The organism is Lacticaseibacillus hulanensis, from assembly GCF_004010095.1.
Taxonomy (GTDB): domain Bacteria; phylum Bacillota; class Bacilli; order Lactobacillales; family Lactobacillaceae; genus Lacticaseibacillus; species Lacticaseibacillus hulanensis.
This window is the reverse complement of sequence record NZ_RRYD01000016.1, coordinates 24,192-39,464: the sequence shown is the minus strand read 5'-3', so window position 1 is coordinate 39,464 and position 15,273 is coordinate 24,192. Positions and strand designations below refer to the sequence as shown.

Annotated in this window: 14 protein-coding genes; 10 read left to right on the top strand and 4 right to left on the bottom strand. The window is 49.1% G+C overall.

Annotated elements, in window-relative coordinates:
• Positions 1 to 224: 224 nt before the first annotated feature.
• The 8 genes from alaS to EKN00_RS11045 all read left to right on the top strand — a co-directional run bounded on the left by alaS (position 225) and on the right by EKN00_RS11045 (position 8,773).
• Positions 225 to 2,864, top strand: a complete 2,640-nt coding sequence (gene alaS, locus EKN00_RS05460) for an alanine--tRNA ligase (protein WP_127849143.1) — start codon at positions 225 to 227, stop codon at positions 2,862 to 2,864.
• A gap of 69 nt (positions 2,865 to 2,933) precedes the next feature.
• Entirely contained in the window at positions 2,934 to 3,194 is a 261-nt protein-coding gene (locus tag EKN00_RS05455) for an IreB family regulatory phosphoprotein (protein ID WP_127849142.1), read from the top strand.
• Positions 3,194 to 3,631 carry a Holliday junction resolvase RuvX gene (gene ruvX / locus EKN00_RS05450; protein ID WP_127849141.1) on the top strand — a complete coding sequence of 146 codons (438 nt, stop codon included), beginning with the start codon at positions 3,194 to 3,196 and terminating at the stop codon, positions 3,629 to 3,631. Before EKN00_RS05455 ends, ruvX begins: the two co-directional genes overlap by 1 nt.
• A gap of 118 nt (positions 3,632 to 3,749) precedes the next feature.
• Positions 3,750 to 4,061, top strand: a complete 312-nt coding sequence (locus EKN00_RS05445; protein ID WP_127849140.1) for a DUF1292 domain-containing protein — start codon at positions 3,750 to 3,752, stop codon at positions 4,059 to 4,061.
• 182 nt (positions 4,062 to 4,243) lie between these two features.
• On the top strand, positions 4,244 to 5,140 hold the full coding sequence (murB, locus tag EKN00_RS05440) for a UDP-N-acetylmuramate dehydrogenase (RefSeq protein ID WP_127849139.1): 897 nt from the start codon (positions 4,244 to 4,246) through the stop codon (positions 5,138 to 5,140).
• Between the two features lie 198 nt (positions 5,141 to 5,338).
• A complete protein-coding gene (locus EKN00_RS05435) occupies positions 5,339 to 7,411 on the top strand; it encodes a cation:proton antiporter (protein ID WP_127849138.1) in 2,073 nt (690 codons plus the stop codon).
• 564 nt (positions 7,412 to 7,975) lie between these two features.
• Positions 7,976 to 8,380 (top strand): transposase, encoded by a 405-nt coding sequence (locus EKN00_RS11050; RefSeq protein ID WP_127849136.1) that lies wholly within the window; start codon positions 7,976 to 7,978, stop codon positions 8,378 to 8,380.
• Between the two features lie 177 nt (positions 8,381 to 8,557).
• Positions 8,558 to 8,773 carry a transposase gene (locus tag EKN00_RS11045; RefSeq protein WP_127849135.1) on the top strand — a complete coding sequence of 72 codons (216 nt, stop codon included), beginning with the start codon at positions 8,558 to 8,560 and terminating at the stop codon, positions 8,771 to 8,773.
• Between the two features lie 188 nt (positions 8,774 to 8,961).
• Here EKN00_RS11045 and EKN00_RS05415 read toward each other — a convergent pair whose 3' ends face one another.
• From EKN00_RS05415 to EKN00_RS05400, 4 genes are all read right to left on the bottom strand, one after another.
• Positions 8,962 to 9,447 (bottom strand): hypothetical protein, encoded by a 486-nt coding sequence (locus EKN00_RS05415; protein WP_127849134.1) that lies wholly within the window; start codon positions 9,445 to 9,447, stop codon positions 8,962 to 8,964.
• 84 nt (positions 9,448 to 9,531) lie between these two features.
• Positions 9,532 to 10,191: a hypothetical protein gene (locus EKN00_RS05410; protein WP_127849133.1), complete on the bottom strand. Its 660-nt coding sequence runs from the start codon at positions 10,189 to 10,191 to the stop codon at positions 9,532 to 9,534.
• Positions 10,192 to 10,825: 634 nt separating this feature from the next.
• Positions 10,826 to 12,919, bottom strand: coding sequence for a glycoside hydrolase domain-containing protein (locus EKN00_RS05405; RefSeq protein WP_127849132.1), 2,094 nt, complete (start codon positions 12,917 to 12,919; stop codon positions 10,826 to 10,828).
• Positions 12,920 to 12,930: 11 nt separating this feature from the next.
• A complete protein-coding gene (locus EKN00_RS05400; protein ID WP_127849131.1) occupies positions 12,931 to 13,308 on the bottom strand; it encodes a hypothetical protein in 378 nt (125 codons plus the stop codon).
• Positions 13,309 to 13,549: 241 nt separating this feature from the next.
• On the opposite strand from EKN00_RS05400, the gene EKN00_RS05395 reads away from it, so the two are divergent.
• Positions 13,550 to 14,221: a hypothetical protein gene (locus EKN00_RS05395; RefSeq protein ID WP_164848036.1), complete on the top strand. Its 672-nt coding sequence runs from the start codon at positions 13,550 to 13,552 to the stop codon at positions 14,219 to 14,221.
• On the top strand, positions 14,214 to 15,110 hold the full coding sequence (locus tag EKN00_RS05390) for a GH25 family lysozyme (RefSeq protein ID WP_127849129.1): 897 nt from the start codon (positions 14,214 to 14,216) through the stop codon (positions 15,108 to 15,110). The genes EKN00_RS05395 and EKN00_RS05390 overlap by 8 nt, the downstream gene beginning before the upstream one ends.
• The last annotated feature ends 163 nt before the right edge of the window (positions 15,111 to 15,273 follow it).

The window sequence follows — 15,273 nt, the reverse complement described above, 5'->3', positions numbered from 1 at the left end:
CCATACAGAAACGGCGCGTTAATGAGAGTGCCCGGTCCAAGCGCGGGTGCGCTCCCTAATCTGAAGCTGAATAATAACTAATTAAGTGGTTAACGATGAACATCGTTGCAATCAAGGTGGTACCGCGCAGAAGCGCCCTTGAAATGCAGGGATGTTTTTATTTTCCACAATCAGCAACGGCTGGAAGCGGCGTAGATAATCAAAATTGATGGAGGCTATTTTTCATGAAGCAACTGACCAGCGCACAAGTGCGCCAGATGTTCCTTGATTTCTTTAAGAGTAAGGGCCACTTTGTTGAACCAAGTGCCAGCTTGGTACCAAAGGACGACCCAACTTTGCTGTGGATTAACTCCGGGGTTGCGACCCTGAAGAAGTACTTCGACGGGTCCGTTATTCCCGAAAACCCGCGGATTACGAACGCGCAGAAGTCAATTCGGACCAACGACATCGAGAACGTCGGGAAGACCGCGCGGCACCACACCTTCTTTGAAATGCTCGGAAACTTCTCCGTTGGGGATTACTTCAAAAAGGAAGTTATTCCGTGGGCCTGGGAATTCCTGACCAGCGACAAGTGGCTTGGTCTCGACAAGGACAAGCTCTACATCACCGTTTACCCCAAGGACCTTGAATCCAAGGAACTGTGGGAGAAGACTGGTGTGCCTGCCAGCCACATCTATGAAGCTGAGGACAACTTCTGGGATATTGGTGGCGGTCCCTGTGGTCCTGACTCCGAAGTCTTCTACGACCGCGGCCAGAGCTTCAACAACGTAGCAGAAGACGACCCCGAGAACTACCCTGGTGGCGAGAACGAACGTTACCTCGAAATCTGGAACATCGTGTTCAGTCAGTTCAACCACCTGCCAGATGGCCGCATTGTTGACCAGCCCCACAAGAACATCGATACCGGGATGGGTCTGGAACGGGTTGTGTCCGTTGTGCAGAACACGCCAACCAACTTCGAAACTGACCTCTTCATGCCAATCATTGAGGCCGTGGAGAAGATGTCCGCGGGTAAGAAGTATGGCGTTAACAAGGCCGATGACGTTTCCTTCAAGATTATTGCCGACCACGCCCGCACGGTGACCTTTGCCATCGGGGACGGCGCTTTGCCAAGCAATGAAGGCCGTGGGTACGTGCTGCGCCGCCTGATTCGCCGGGCAATCGTCAACGGCAAGAAGCTCGGGATTGACCACGACTTCTTGTACAAGCTGGTGCCCGTGGTCGGGAAGATCATGGAATCCTACTACCCTGAAGTCCTGAAGAACAAGGACTTCATCCAGAAGGTCATTGAATCCGAAGAAGCACGTTTCCGTTCCAGCCTCGACGCCGGGATGAACAAGCTGGACGCAATCATGGCGCAGCTCAAGGCGGACGGCGACAAGCAGATCAATGGTGACGACGCCTTCCTGCTGTTCGACACGTTCGGGTTCCCAGTTGAAATGACGAACGAAATCGCCGAAGACAGCGGCCTGTCCGTGGACATGGACGGGTTCAAGGCCAACATGGAAGCCCAGCGTCAGCGCGCCCGTGCAGCCCGCGGCAACGCGCAGTCCATGGGTAACCAGGACACAACGCTGATGGACATCAAAACGGATTCCAAGTTCACCGGCTGGACCAGTGTTGCCGAAGACGGCGCCGTGTTGACAGACATTGTCGCAAACGATGAAGCCGTTGATGCAATCAGCGATGGCCAGGCCCGCCTGGTGTTCGACAAGACGCCATTTTACGCCGAGATGGGTGGTCAGGTTGCTGATTGCGGGACCATCAAGGACGAAGACGGCAACGTTGTGGCAACTGTGACCGACGTGCAGCACGCACCAAACGGGCAGAACCTGCACACCGTTACGGTCAGTGGCAAGCTGGTGAAGGGCGGTAAGTACAACCTTGCCGTTGACACCAAACGGCGCCACAAGGTTTCCCTGAACCACACCGCGACCCACCTGCTCGACCAGTCACTGCGCAACGTGCTGGGCGAACACACACACCAAGCTGGTTCACTTGTTGAACCTGACTATCTGCGCTTTGACTTCACCAACTTCGGTCAGGTAACGGACGAGCAGCTGCGCGCCGTTGAACAGATGGTTAACGAACAGATTTGGCGTGCCCTGCCAATCACGGCCGTTGAAACGGACATCGAAAGCGCCAAGAAGCTCGGTGCCATCGCGGTGTTCGGCGACAAGTACGGGGATGTTGTCCGCGTTGTTTCCATCGGCGACTTCAACAAGGAATTCGATGGGGGGACGCACCCAACCAACACGAGCGAACTTGGTCTGTTCAAGATCACGAGCGAAAGTGGGATTGGGGCCGGCACGCGCCGGATTGAGGCTGTTACCTCTAAGGAAGCCTTCGAATACCTCAGCAAGCAGGCCGACGCTCTGGCCGAGACCGCGGCTGAACTGAAGGCTAAGCCACTTAACGCGCCCGCAAAGGTTAAGGCACTGCAGCAGGAACTGCGGGATAGCCAAAAGCAGGTCGCCGCACTCCAGAGCAAGATTGCCAGTCAGGCCGCTGCCAACGTCTTTGACAGCGCCGAAAACGCCGGGAAGTACTCCATCATTGCCGCTGCGGTCCAGGTTGCCGGCATGAATGAATTACGCCAGCTGGCCGACCAGTGGAAGAGCAAGGACAGTTCCGACGTCCTCGTTTTGGCCACAGCCAATGACGGGAAGGTCAGCCTGCTCGTCGGTGCCAGCAAGGATGCCATCGCAAGCGGCGTCAAGGCCGGCGACTTAATCAAGCAGATTGCCCCACTTGTTGGTGGTGGCGGTGGCGGTCGTCCCGACATGGCGCAGGCCGGTGGGAAGCGCCCAGACGGAATTTCCGCGGCACTTGCTGAAGCGAAGAAAATACTAGAAAACGCTTAACTGAAGTTTGTACTTTTGCCGCCGATACAGTAGAATAGGCGGTGAACCGAAAGAATAGAGGTGTGGAGCATGAGTTCATTGGATGAAACTGTCCACTTTAATTTCCGCGATAATTCGCCGAAGAATGTGCGTGAATCGTTGACCACGGTCTACGATGCGTTGAAGGAAAAAGGCTACGACCCGATTACCCAGCTGGTCGGTTACCTGCTTTCAGGCGATCCAGCGTACATTCCACGTTATAACGATGCCCGCAACATCATCCGCAAACACGAGCGCGACGAGATCATTGAAGAACTCGTCCGCAGCTACCTGGGAACCGATAAGAAGTAATGCGATTACTAGGATTAGACGTTGGCACCAAGACCGTTGGGGTCGCCCTGTCAGACCCGTTTGGCTGGACGGCGCAAGGGCTCGAAATCATCCCGATTGACGCCAAAGCGGGTAACTTGGGCATGGGCCGGGTGAAGAAGCTGGTTGCCGAACACGAGGTAACTGGCTTCGTGTTGGGTCTGCCCAAGAACATGAACAACACGGAGGGCCCGCGGGTGGAAGCCACGCGCGACTATGCACGGCGCCTCGAGCAGAAGTTCAAGTTGCCGGTTGATTTCATCGATGAGCGGCTGACGACGGTGTCGGCATACCGCATTCTGGTTGACGAGGCGGATGTGTCGCGGCGCGAGCAGAAGCAGGTCATCGACAAGATGGCTGCGCAGTTTATCTTGCAGAACTATCTAGACGCCAAGGGGCCGTTAACCAAGCAACAATAACGGCTGGCTTTGGACCATCGCAACGTGCAAGTTAGCACAGGAGCGGCTGCACGTGCGGTTCGCATTCAAATTAATAATAATCGCGGCGCGAACGACGTGCGGCGAAGGGGGAAACACAATGGCAAATGATGAAACAATTCACCCAGGTGAAAATGACCAGCAGATTACACTGATTGACGACAAGGGCAACGAAGAGTTGTACAACGTGTTGTTCACGTTCGATTCCGAAGATTACGGCAAGTCATACGTCCTGCTTTACCCAGAAGGTGCGGCAGACGATGACGACGTCGAAATCGAGGCGTTCGCATACACGCCCGACGAAAACGGGGACGCCAGCTCCGGCGACCTGTTCCCCATCGAAGACGATGACGAATGGTCAATGGTCGAGGAAGTTTTGAACACCTTCCTCGCCGATGACGATATGCAATAAAGCCAAAAGGGACCAGGGCCTAACAGCCTTGGCCCTTTTTTAGTGTCGTGAGTGCGCCGTGAACAATTCGGCAATAATGTTTAATTGTCCGTAAAGCCGTTTGGCCCAGCCGTGCCCGCGCGGCAGGACGCGTTTTTTGTGTTAAAATTAGAGACATAATAATCGAGAATGGACGTGAGATCTTGGATAATGCACAGACACTCATTGCGGGGGTCCCCGTACTCACCAATGAGCCACTGTCGAACTATACGTTTACGAAAACCGGGGGGCCAGCTGACCAACTTGTTTTCCCCGAAACTGTGCAGCAGGTTCACGACCTCGTGGACTACGCGCGCGTTAATCACGTACCGCTCACGGTTATCGGTAACGCCAGCAACCTCATCGTGCGCGATGGTGGCATCCGCGGACTAGTCATGATTTTGACGCACATGCACGAAATCACTGTGGCGAAAAACAGTGTGACCGCCGCTGCTGGTGCCCGAATCATCGATACGTCCGATGCCGCCGGTGCCGCCGGACTTTCCGGGCTGGAATTTGCGGCCGGGATTCCCGGCTCGGTCGGGGGCGCGGTGTTCATGAATGCCGGCGCTTATGGTGGTGAGGTCAAGGACTGTCTGGCCAGTGTCGAGGTCATCAGTCGCAGCGGTGAGCTCCACACCTACACTGCCAGCGACATGCATTTTGCCTACCGCCACTCAATCGTGCAGGAAACGGGCGAAATCGTGCTTAGTGCCACCTTTGCCCTGAAGCCAGGTGACGCCAAGGCGATTCGCGCCGTAATGGACGACCTGAATGCCCGCCGGCGCGCTAAGCAGCCACTGGAATACCCATCCTGTGGTAGTGTCTTCAAGCGACCAGTTGGGCATTACGTTGGGCCGATGATTCAAAAGGCGGGGCTGCAGGGGCACATCATTGGTGGCGCCCAGATTTCGATGAAACACGCCGGGTTCATCGTGAACATCAACCATGCAACGGCAACGGATTATCTTGATATGATTCACTATGTTCAGGATCACGTTTACGCCAAGTTCGGCATTCACCTTGAACCTGAAGTGCGCATCATCGGGGAAGAACGTTAACTATGCACCCAAATCAGTTCGCGGCAGAGTTGGCCCGGGCTGATTTTTTGTTTTCAACTTGGCTGGTGGTGGTGCGCCTAGTTTGCGCCGCACCTGGCCAGCACGATTTTGGTGCGGACAACGCGGCAATGTCGGGTATAATTAATGGGAATGGTTTTGCGCAAAATCTGCGGTAACACCGGAAAGGAGGGGTGAACAGTGGCGCTAATTCAGGGTGTTTTACTTCTAATTGGGCTCGTGTTGGTCGCCAACGTGATCAGCCACTTCCTGCCGTTCGTGCCGGACGCGATTATTCAGATTGTCCTCGGGCTTGGACTCGCACTGGTGATTCACATTCAGGTACCCGTGGCCACGGACTGGTTCATGCTGCTGTTCATCGCGCCCCTGCTGTACAATGACGGGCGCCACTTTCCGCACCGGGCGCTCTGGGCACTGCGGGGGCAAATTGTGTCGAACGCGGTTGTCCTGGTTTTTGCGACGATGTTCCTCATCGGCCTGCTCATCCACACGCTGGTGCCGCACATTCCGATTGCGGCGGCCGTGGCACTGGCCGCGCTGCTCGCGCCAACCGACGCGATTGCGGTTGAAGGCATCGCCGAACACGTGCCCATGCCCAAGAAGGTAATGCACCTGGTCGCCGGCGAAAGTCTGATTAACGATGCCAGTGGTCTGATTGGCTTCAAGTACGGGATTGCCGTTGCCTTATCCGGCACGTTCGCGCTCGGGGCGGCCGTTGGTGACTTCTTCTACGTAAGCCTAGTCGGGGTCATCGCCGGGGCCGCACTCATGGGCATCATCAACTGGGTGCGCCAAGTGCTGTTCAAGCAGGGGATTGGTGACGTGGTTTTGCACACCGTTTTGCAGTTGTTCACCCCGTTTGTGATTTACCTCATTGTCGACGAGGGACTGCATGCCTCCGGAGTAATAGCGGTCGTTGTGGCGGGGCTGCTCAGCAATAGCCCGAACAACAGTTACGCCGCGGCGTTGCCCGAGTTGCGGCTCGTCACGGAACAGGCGTGGTCGATTCTGGTGTACGTGTTAAACGGGTTAATCTTCTTCCTGCTGGGCATTGAACTGCCCGTGGCGATGCGGGCGACGATTGCGGATCACGACGTTAGCACCTGGCAGGCGATTGGACTGGTGCTGCTGGTGTTTGTCGCGCTACTCACGCTGCGGACGGCCTGGGTGTACGGCAGTAATATTTTTCACGCTTACCGGCGGCATCGACGGTTGCCCAGCTTTGCCTCGGCTTTGCTGACGGGGATTGCCGGCGTGCGTGGGGCCATCACGGTTGTCGGGGTTCTGGCGATTCCGGTCGTGACCAGCTCAGGCGCGCCATTTCCCGAGCGAAGCCTCATGCTGTTCACCGCGGCGGGCGTCACGCTCCTGAGCTTGCTTGTCGCCACGGTCGGCCTGCCGCTCATGGCCAAGATTGCACCGCAGCCGGATATGATGCGGCAGGCGGTCGCGGGATCTGGGGTGCACCTTACCCTCGTCCAGGCGCAGGCGTACCTGCTCAAGACGGCCATTAACCGGCTGGAGGAGGAGCGGCATAATGACAACAGTAAGGCCGTCCTGGACCTCATTGGCGATTACCAACGGCGGCAGCGCCGGTTGCGCCTGCTCGCCGATGACACCAGCGAGGGGATGCCGGTGATGCTGCGTGACGAACTCGAAATCAAGATTATGGGCACACAGGGTGAACTAAACGCGCTGACGGAATTGCACATTGAGGGCAAAATCCCGCAGAACATTTACCGGCGTCTCCACGTGCGCTTGGGCCAAAAACTGACCGACATGCAAAAGCAGCTGCAAAGTGACGGTCGGCGGACCCTGCCGATGCGGTTACGGCAGCTGAGCGGGAAGGTCCGCCACCGCCTCGATTTCCTCCACATCCTGCGCCACTTGCGGCGGGATAATGAGCAGTATCTGGAGGTGATGAAGATCACCGCTAAGGGCGCGCTGGCGAACATCAACGCCACCTTGAAGAGTCCGGAGTACAAGAACCGCAAATTCACGCGGCAGGTGATTGCCACGCAGATGGTGCACTATCGCAGCCGCATTGCGACCGTCCATGAGGTGCACAACCCGAAGCACGAGTTCTACGCGGCCGAGACGCAAAGACTGCGGATGATTGGGTTCACGGCCGAACGCACCGCGGTGCACCAGCTGATGGAACAGGGCTACATTACGCCACTCATGGCCCAAAAGCTGAGCACGGATATTTCGTACAATGAAAGTGCCGTCAGCCTCGCCGCCCAGGATGATTAGTAGATTAGTAAAACAGGCGCTACGATATTTGGAGTTGATAGGCATCTTGCCTGTCAGCTCCTTTTTCTATACCATTTATGTATTTGAACGCAAAAAAGGACACTGCACTATTCGTGTCCACTGATCCGACCAAAGACAAGTAAATAGGAGTTTGTGCAATGTCCCTTACAAGTAAGTCTATCCGACTCATTCTAGAAATCAAGGACCCAAATATAATTTTCTCGCAAGACGCTGAGGTTGAGGAAATCCAAGGAGCTAACGCCATGGTCCTCTCGGCCGTGCTTAAATCACAGCCAGAGCGTTGCCCGAACTGCGGATTCACGAGCAAGATTGTTCGTTATGGCTTTGTCCGTTCATGTGTCCTTGCCCCATGTTATAGCTACCGCCCGACCTATTTAAAGCTCAGCCGCCAACGGTACCGGTGTGATCTGTGCCGTTCAGTCTTTCATTGCGAAACCGACTATGTACAGCCCAACAGTAATATTAGCACCCCCAGTACGACAGATGATTTTATTTGAAGCACTATCAAATAATTAACTCACCGATATTGCACGTCGCTTCCACGTGGCAGACAAAACAGTGCAACGCATCATTGATGAGGAGGCATCGAAGCACAACTATCACCAACAGACTTGGCTTCCGCAGCATCTCGCGTTTGATGAATTCAGGGCCACCAACCAAATGAGTTTTATCTGGGGTGACAGTGACCGCCACGAAATTGGCGGCATCTTACCAGCACGCACCGCTTACGCCATTAAGAGATACTTTGAAGGCTTCCCACTTAAGGTTCGAAAGCAGGTGCGCACAGTCTCGCTAGACTTAAATGCGGGCTACATCAATTTGATTCCCCAACTATTTCCAAACGCCAAGGTGGTTGTGGATCGATTCCACATTGTCCAAATGGTGTCGACTGCCCTCAACATGGTGCGAGGTCAAGTCATGAAGACCGTCCCTAAGCGTAGCAAGTAATATCGGTTCATGAAGCGTGAGTGGAAAGTGTTTCTCAAAGACTTTGAAGAATTAGAAGCTACCAAGCTAACTAATCACAAGACCGTCGGCTACTAGGAAATTCTGGGCGCAATCAGGCACCGAGATGCGCGTGCACTTGAAGAAGCGCTCGATAGTTATCAAACACTAAACAATCGGATGGATCAGGCCATCAAATCAGTGAAGAAGTACAAGAAACAGGTAGTAAACGCGGTGCAATACGAGTACTCGAACGGTTTTCTTGAAGTTATCAACAGCATCATCAAGAAAATCAAGAACACGGCGTACGGGTACACTAATTGGACCAATTTTATCAACCGAACCTATGTTGAGCGGGTGTGGTTCAAGGTAAACAGTAAAAAGGCACGCGCATAAGAAAAGCACCTAGACCAATTAAGGTCCAAGTGCTCCCAAAAGATTCTATCAACTCTACTTGACGAAGAACCGGAAAATTACGAAATTTCGTCATGCGACATCTTAATGTGGTTATGCTAAAGCTCTGTCACTTCTTTCAATTGCTAAACGGTAAACTCACCCACCCTAGATTAGCTGTAAACCACTTGCTAGATTTTGAAGGCGCCAATCTTAAACAAAAAACCATGGGTTAATAAACCGTATACGCCAAATGAAAACGAAAAACCGGCATGAAGCAACATCCATAGTGAGTATTTGGTTAGAGCTTTTTTATCGACAAAAGACCAAGTTATTGGAAGCTTGCCAGTCTTGTGAAGGAACTCGGTTAATTTATAATTTGTGAAGTACAGAAGTGGAACAGACCCAACAATAAAGAGTGACCAGCTTATGAAGAAGGGAAATGTCACGGAAAAAATGGACTTTTGACTTAAAACCGTTTTTACCATCCAAAAACCAATTAAACTGCCTATGATGTACCAAAGCACATAATTAAATGTTTTGTTGGTTCCAGGCAGCCCAGCCTGTTTTCTCATTTCCAGTGAAACAGGAATAACCGCAACATTAGGATACGTCATTCTAACAGTGGGGGCCAGCTTGTTCAGCTGCTGTAACGTTAAATAGTACCCACCAAGCAATGCAATTACCCCTGTTAATCCAAATCTTAAATTAAACACAATACCTTATAAATTAAACGTGTTGCCTCACTCCTTAATAGCCTGTTAGTTTTCCGGGTTAGTGGACGTCATTATTAAAGTAGCCGCCTCCGTCAAAGATAATCCTGCAGAAGTAATCGCTGGTACGGACGTGGCCGCTGTTATAGCCATGGGTGCTACTACAGCTATGAATCCAGTGATACTCATGGCAGCAATCACTACAGCTGTGAGTTTAAGACCATCAGATAGGTACTTTTGCGTGTTTAGTGATAGTTTGTATGCAATAACTAAGTTGGAGTTTAGTGGTCCCTTATCTGTTTCCCATACGGTAAATGATAGAGTGATTGTCGAGGTTCCAGTCATATTAACGTCGAGGCTTAGAGTTAATCTACCATCTTTTACATCAGTGAGCAAGGTTGTTTTACCCAGCTGGTTAATAGTTGCATCAATGTTACCAGAATCAACGCCAAGTGTACTGAGCATTCCCTTGAGACTAGCTTCAACACCATCGCCTTTCAAGGTGATGGAATGCGATGAACCTGGCGCGGAAAAAGTGCTAGAAGCCTTAACGGTTAACTTTAGGTAGGCATTTTCAGCCACTGTCACCTCAACTTCCATTTGTTCATCAACAGCAGGAACTAACTCCTTTAATGCGTCTTGAGGGGTAATTGTTGGTGAGGTGTATGTGGGAAGGGCAGCCAGTGTCACGGCCAAAGTAACCATCAAGATTTCAGAGTCTTATTTAGTCTCTGGTCCCATCTTAATTTTGAAAGTAATTATCATAAAAAAAGCACCTAGGCCGATTAGAGCCTAGGTGCTACCGAAATGGTTATTGAACCTTATTACTTGAACATTGAGTAGTGGTAAATCAAACCCAGAACACTGATACTAGAAAGAGATAAGAACCCTATTACAAGTAATGACACATATTTAAGAGCATCGCTTAAACTACAAATTATTAACGATTTGTCGCTGTGCAAATGGTTTACATTTAAATATCGATGGATTTTAAACTGTACCAATAAAAATTGAAAAATCGCTACCAATATAAAAATTGTAAACATCAAGAATAAGGCCCAGATAGCAGAAGATAGTGTTCTTTGATGAATCCAAACCAATATAATAACTAAATTTGATAGCACACTGCATACAATTTGAATCACAGTAAATTGGTGCTTGTTCAGTCTTTTTAGATTGATTTCCTTACTCTTCTTTAAAGAAATGTTAGGTGAAAGTAAATTATTAGGCAAAAAGCCAACACTTTCTGTGAGGTTCATGGCCATACCAACTGATATGACACCGATTACCAATACTAAAGCATGCAGTGTTGCGAACATCAAATTTACCTCAACTTATATTATTATGCGGAAAGGTTGCTTACCGCGGCGACAACTGCTGCCAACATTGCAGACGCTCCAGCAGTGGCCAAAATTGGTCCGGCTGCTGAGACAGCAGCAATAACTCCGGCAATTGCGTAAGCGGCAATCACAGCCAGACTTAGTGTATTAATAACCTCATCAGTTTGGTCGGTTGTAGCCTTTAAATACTCTTTATACTTAAAGGTTGCTTCGAACGCAATAACCAAGTTCTGATCCAGTTGGCCTTCGTCCAACTCCCAAACTGTGAAGGACAGAGTGGCTACAGCTTCACCCGTTGATTTTACGTCAACGCTTAGTGACATCTTACCGTCTTTGATTTTTGATTTCAATGCAAAAACTCCAGCTTTGTTGATAGTTGCATCAATGATTGACCCGGAGATTCCAGACAAACCTGCCGCAGTTAGAAAACCAGTTAGACTTGTACTATCAAATTTCCCATTTTTAATAGTAATACTGTGTGACGAACCAGGGGCTGAGAAGGTGGTAGATGCTTTTAACTTCAATGTAAGCCATTCGTTGGTCATGATGGTTTTTTCTTCTTCAAGTTTAAAGTCAGTTAAACCAGTGAGAGCCTTAATTGCAGAGCTCGTTGTTACTGAAGGAGATTTGTAGTTTAACAGGCCAGTGTCACGTCCGGAATAACCATCAAGATCAATGTTGAGGGTTGTATCCTCGTTGTACTGGTCAAAACACCAAGTGCTAGGCATTTTAAAACCAAGGTTACCACTCCAGCCAGAGGACATGTTGGCCACAAAGAAGTCGGTAATTCCAAGAGATTCTGCATGCAGACAAGCATTGCGAGTGGCGTAAACACCCACTGTATAACCGGTGGTATCTAGTACTGCTTTTACCGACTTCAGGTAGGGCATGAGGAGTGATTCAATCTGATCCCCCGTAAGGTCTACGTCGGCAGCAAAGTAAATTGTTGTCCCAGAAGGGAAGCCAAGTTTACGAGCAGCGTTAGATGCTGTGAATCCATCTGCAGAGCCTTGACTACTACTGAAGTAGCCTACTTGGTAACCACCATCTTCATAGATTGGAAATACACTGAAGCCAGCATTAGTCAGCTTTTGTATTTCCTCAACACTAAGACTCTTATCGGCGTGAGCAGAGCCCACGGTACCGGTTAGATATCTCCCGACCGTGTCATAACCAGCACTGCGTAGCTTTGTTATTGTTGCGTCATTTAACAAGCGGGTAGCTGTATCAAAGGCATTGGTTGAACGATTGGTATTACCATTACTAGTAAGAAGGCCCTTAAATACGGTGAGGTCGACCTTGGTTTCATAGGGCGGTAGCTTCATAAATCTACGGAATGAAACTACAAGTGCACCGGTTGAGGCGTCATAGCGCTTGCTCCAATCAGTTGGTGCGTAACCATTGACGTAGAGGGCGTATTTAAGAATTGTCGCCCATTTGTTATCTGCAGCCGTGTTAACATCGAACGTTGGGGTAAGGGTAATTGTGCCTGGCCCATAAAATTCGTTTGCAGTTCCGAGTGCCATGCCACCAGTTGCTTGCAGCGCGTAAATAAGTGCTTCATTTGTATCACGTTGATAGATTCCGTCACAAGGACGGATGCCGATATAGTCTTCAAAGTTAGCGTTCAACCATTGTTGCATTTCGCGAACACGAGAGTCACCGCCAGGAACCAAGACGAAGGCACTCATGTCAAACAGTGCTGCCATTAAATCAATGTTAGGAAATCCATCAGCCTTGACGCCGGCGTCCCCTTGTAAGGTCTTGATGGCATCTACAGTTGCTTGGGTGTATTCATTTGTGAAATCGGTTGGGCTGATACCCTTGCACCAGAAAGCGCCCTTAATCAACTTGACGGTATTATCCTTGTAACCAATCTTAAGTTTTTTTGCTACCTCGTAGGCGACAGCGCGGGTGGCATCACCAAAGCCGTTTTGTACTGGTGAAATACCGCCTTCATGTTGCAGTCCCATGCGCAAACTGTAGATGGTTTTCCAACCAGTGACACCATCTTCTGCGCATTTTACGTAGCCTTTAACTGATCCGTAGGTCGCATTGACCCACTTTTGAACAGCTAGTACTTGTTCGTCAGCCATAATTTTTCCTCCTAATGGTTTGTTTTCTGCTGTAATAGTTTGACTAAGCTATTTAAGGTTTCTTTGAGAAAGCCAACGCTGACATATTTGCTTGCACGAGCAACAATCCATAACATCTCATCTAGGATGACAAGAAGAGTGAATAATAGAGCAATGCTCCAGTCCCAGCTTATCTTCAAATATGGCAATATTTTGTCCATAACCCCGCACATGATGATAAGACATACACTCACAAATTCATTTCTTACAAATATTGGTAAAGTTGAGCGTAACTCTTCACCGTGAGCGTCGATTAGTAGCAAAACCAAATGCAGCATCAGGCAGATAAGGTAAAGATGCAGCAGAACATGTGCCTGGCCGAAGACCAAATTATTAAGTTTAATCAGCATTTACAACACTTCCATTGCTTCATTGTTCTCGAGAACAATACAAGTATGCGTTTTGAAATAAGCTTGTGCAGGAAAGCGGTCTCAAGTGGCCGCTTTTTTTTATGAATTGACCTTACGATTGCTGTGTATTTTGTTAGCCATTTATTGATAAAGCCTTTAATTTTAAAAAACCGGCCGCCTGTGGCCGATATTAGGTTTTACCCCATCTTTTTGGACTATTGTTCATAAAAACGAGGTGATTGTGATGAACGTAACAAGATACGGTGCTGCTTTAAAGAGAGTAAGAATGCTTCAATGTGTTTCGCAAGAAGGGGTGAGTGCACGACGGTTTTCATTAAGAAGTTTACGTAGATTTGAGAACGGACAGTCTAGCATAAAATTCACAAGTTTATGTAGCGCAACTGAGGGTTTGGGAGTGCGATTGTCTGAACTTGCATCACTTGCCGAAAAGGACAGTGAAGTCGATTGCCCATTTTCACTTGCTGAACTAGAAATGTCAGGGTGGTATTTTCAGAGTGCAAGGATAAAAATACAGGATAATGTACAACAAGCATCTGATTCGTTGCTCCAGTCTGTTTGTGGAATGATGCTTATCGATGATGATGAATTAAGATGGACGGAAATGTTTAGTATCGGCTTGGCTAGTCTGGAAGAACTATTACGACGTTCAGAGGTGCAATATACGCGTAAGGTGTGTCAAAGGTTGAAGGTTAAAGTCGAAAGCGCTACTGATTGTCTGTCAGTTTACGATTTGTTCGAATTTAGAATGCTCTATTCACTCACATGCAATCTGGACCGAGAAAAGCAGGTTAGATTAATTCAAATGGCGAATGAATTAGGCTTAAGTGTTGTAACTGAAAAGTTAAACCAAATGGTAAAGGACGAGGGCAACAGGAGAATGCAACATGCTTAACTTAATAGATGTGTCAAGTCATCAAAAGGGGCTTAACGTTTCCAATGTTTCAGGAGATGGAGTAATTGTAAAAGCTACGGAAGGAGTCAGCTATGTTAACCCGTTACTAACTAGTCAGGTCGCACAAACGTTGAATTCTGGTAAGGTACTCGGCTTGTATCACTATGCTAAAGGTAAGAACGGTGCTAGCCAAGAAGCCAAACATTTTTTGAATTATGCGGTTAAGTATATTGGTGAGGTCCCATTTTTCTTGGATTTTGAAGAGCCGAGTATGTTTTCCGCTTCCGGTGTTGCTTGGGCAAAGCAGTGGCTTGATTATGTGGATAAATCAACTGGTATTAAACCAATGATTTACATGAATTTAAACTTTGAGAATAATTTGAACTGGGATTCAGTTGTTCTTGGTAATTATGGGCTTTGGATTGCTCAATATAACAAGTCAAAGCATGTATCAGGATTCACCATCCGTAACCTGTCAGGTAATCTGAGACATTGGCCAGCATCCGCAATGTTTCAATACACGAATGTTGGAAGATTAAACGGATGGGGTGCCAACCTGGATTTAGATGTATTCTATGGTGACCGTAAAGCCTGGAATGCATATGGGTGTCCCCAAGGTACTCATAAAGATAGCAACGAATGGCACAGAATAAATGGAGTGTTTGTTATCGGTCATGGTCAATCAATCAACCTGCGAACTGCGCCTGCGGTTACTTCCTATATTATTGCTACATTGAGGTCAGGTGCTAAGATTTCTTATGATGCATGGTCAATTACAGGTGGGTATTTGTGGATTAGGCAGCATCGTAAGAATGGAGGATACGGCTATCTTGCAACAGGAAAACACGACGGGAGGAAACGTGAAAGTTTGTGGGGTAGCGGAATCTAATTACAACAAAGGCGCCATGCAATTCGGAAATTTCCTGCATGGCGTCTTCTAAATATGAAGGTGTATTATAACCACTTTTAGTTATTAAACGTGTGCCTGTGGATGTCAGTCAAAAAATGTAGTAAAGTGCGTGTTTTTAGTTTTGCGGTCACAATGGGTTTAC

Excerpts from the sequence above, each read along its gene's own strand:
- alaS (WP_127849143.1), top strand. The coding sequence starts at position 225 with ATGAAGCAACTGACCAGCGCACAAGTGCGCCAGATGTTCCTTGATTTC.
- EKN00_RS05455 (WP_127849142.1), top strand. The coding sequence starts at position 2,934 with ATGAGTTCATTGGATGAAACTGTCCACTTTAATTTCCGCGATAATTCG.
- ruvX (WP_127849141.1), top strand. The coding sequence starts at position 3,194 with ATGCGATTACTAGGATTAGACGTTGGCACCAAGACCGTTGGGGTCGCC.
- EKN00_RS05445 (WP_127849140.1), top strand. The coding sequence starts at position 3,750 with ATGGCAAATGATGAAACAATTCACCCAGGTGAAAATGACCAGCAGATT.
- EKN00_RS11045 (WP_127849135.1), top strand. The coding sequence starts at position 8,558 with ATGGATCAGGCCATCAAATCAGTGAAGAAGTACAAGAAACAGGTAGTA.
- EKN00_RS05405 (WP_127849132.1), bottom strand. The coding sequence starts at position 12,919 with ATGGCTGACGAACAAGTACTAGCTGTTCAAAAGTGGGTCAATGCGACC.
- EKN00_RS05400 (WP_127849131.1), bottom strand. The coding sequence starts at position 13,308 with ATGCTGATTAAACTTAATAATTTGGTCTTCGGCCAGGCACATGTTCTG.
- EKN00_RS05390 (WP_127849129.1), top strand. The coding sequence starts at position 14,214 with ATGCTTAACTTAATAGATGTGTCAAGTCATCAAAAGGGGCTTAACGTT.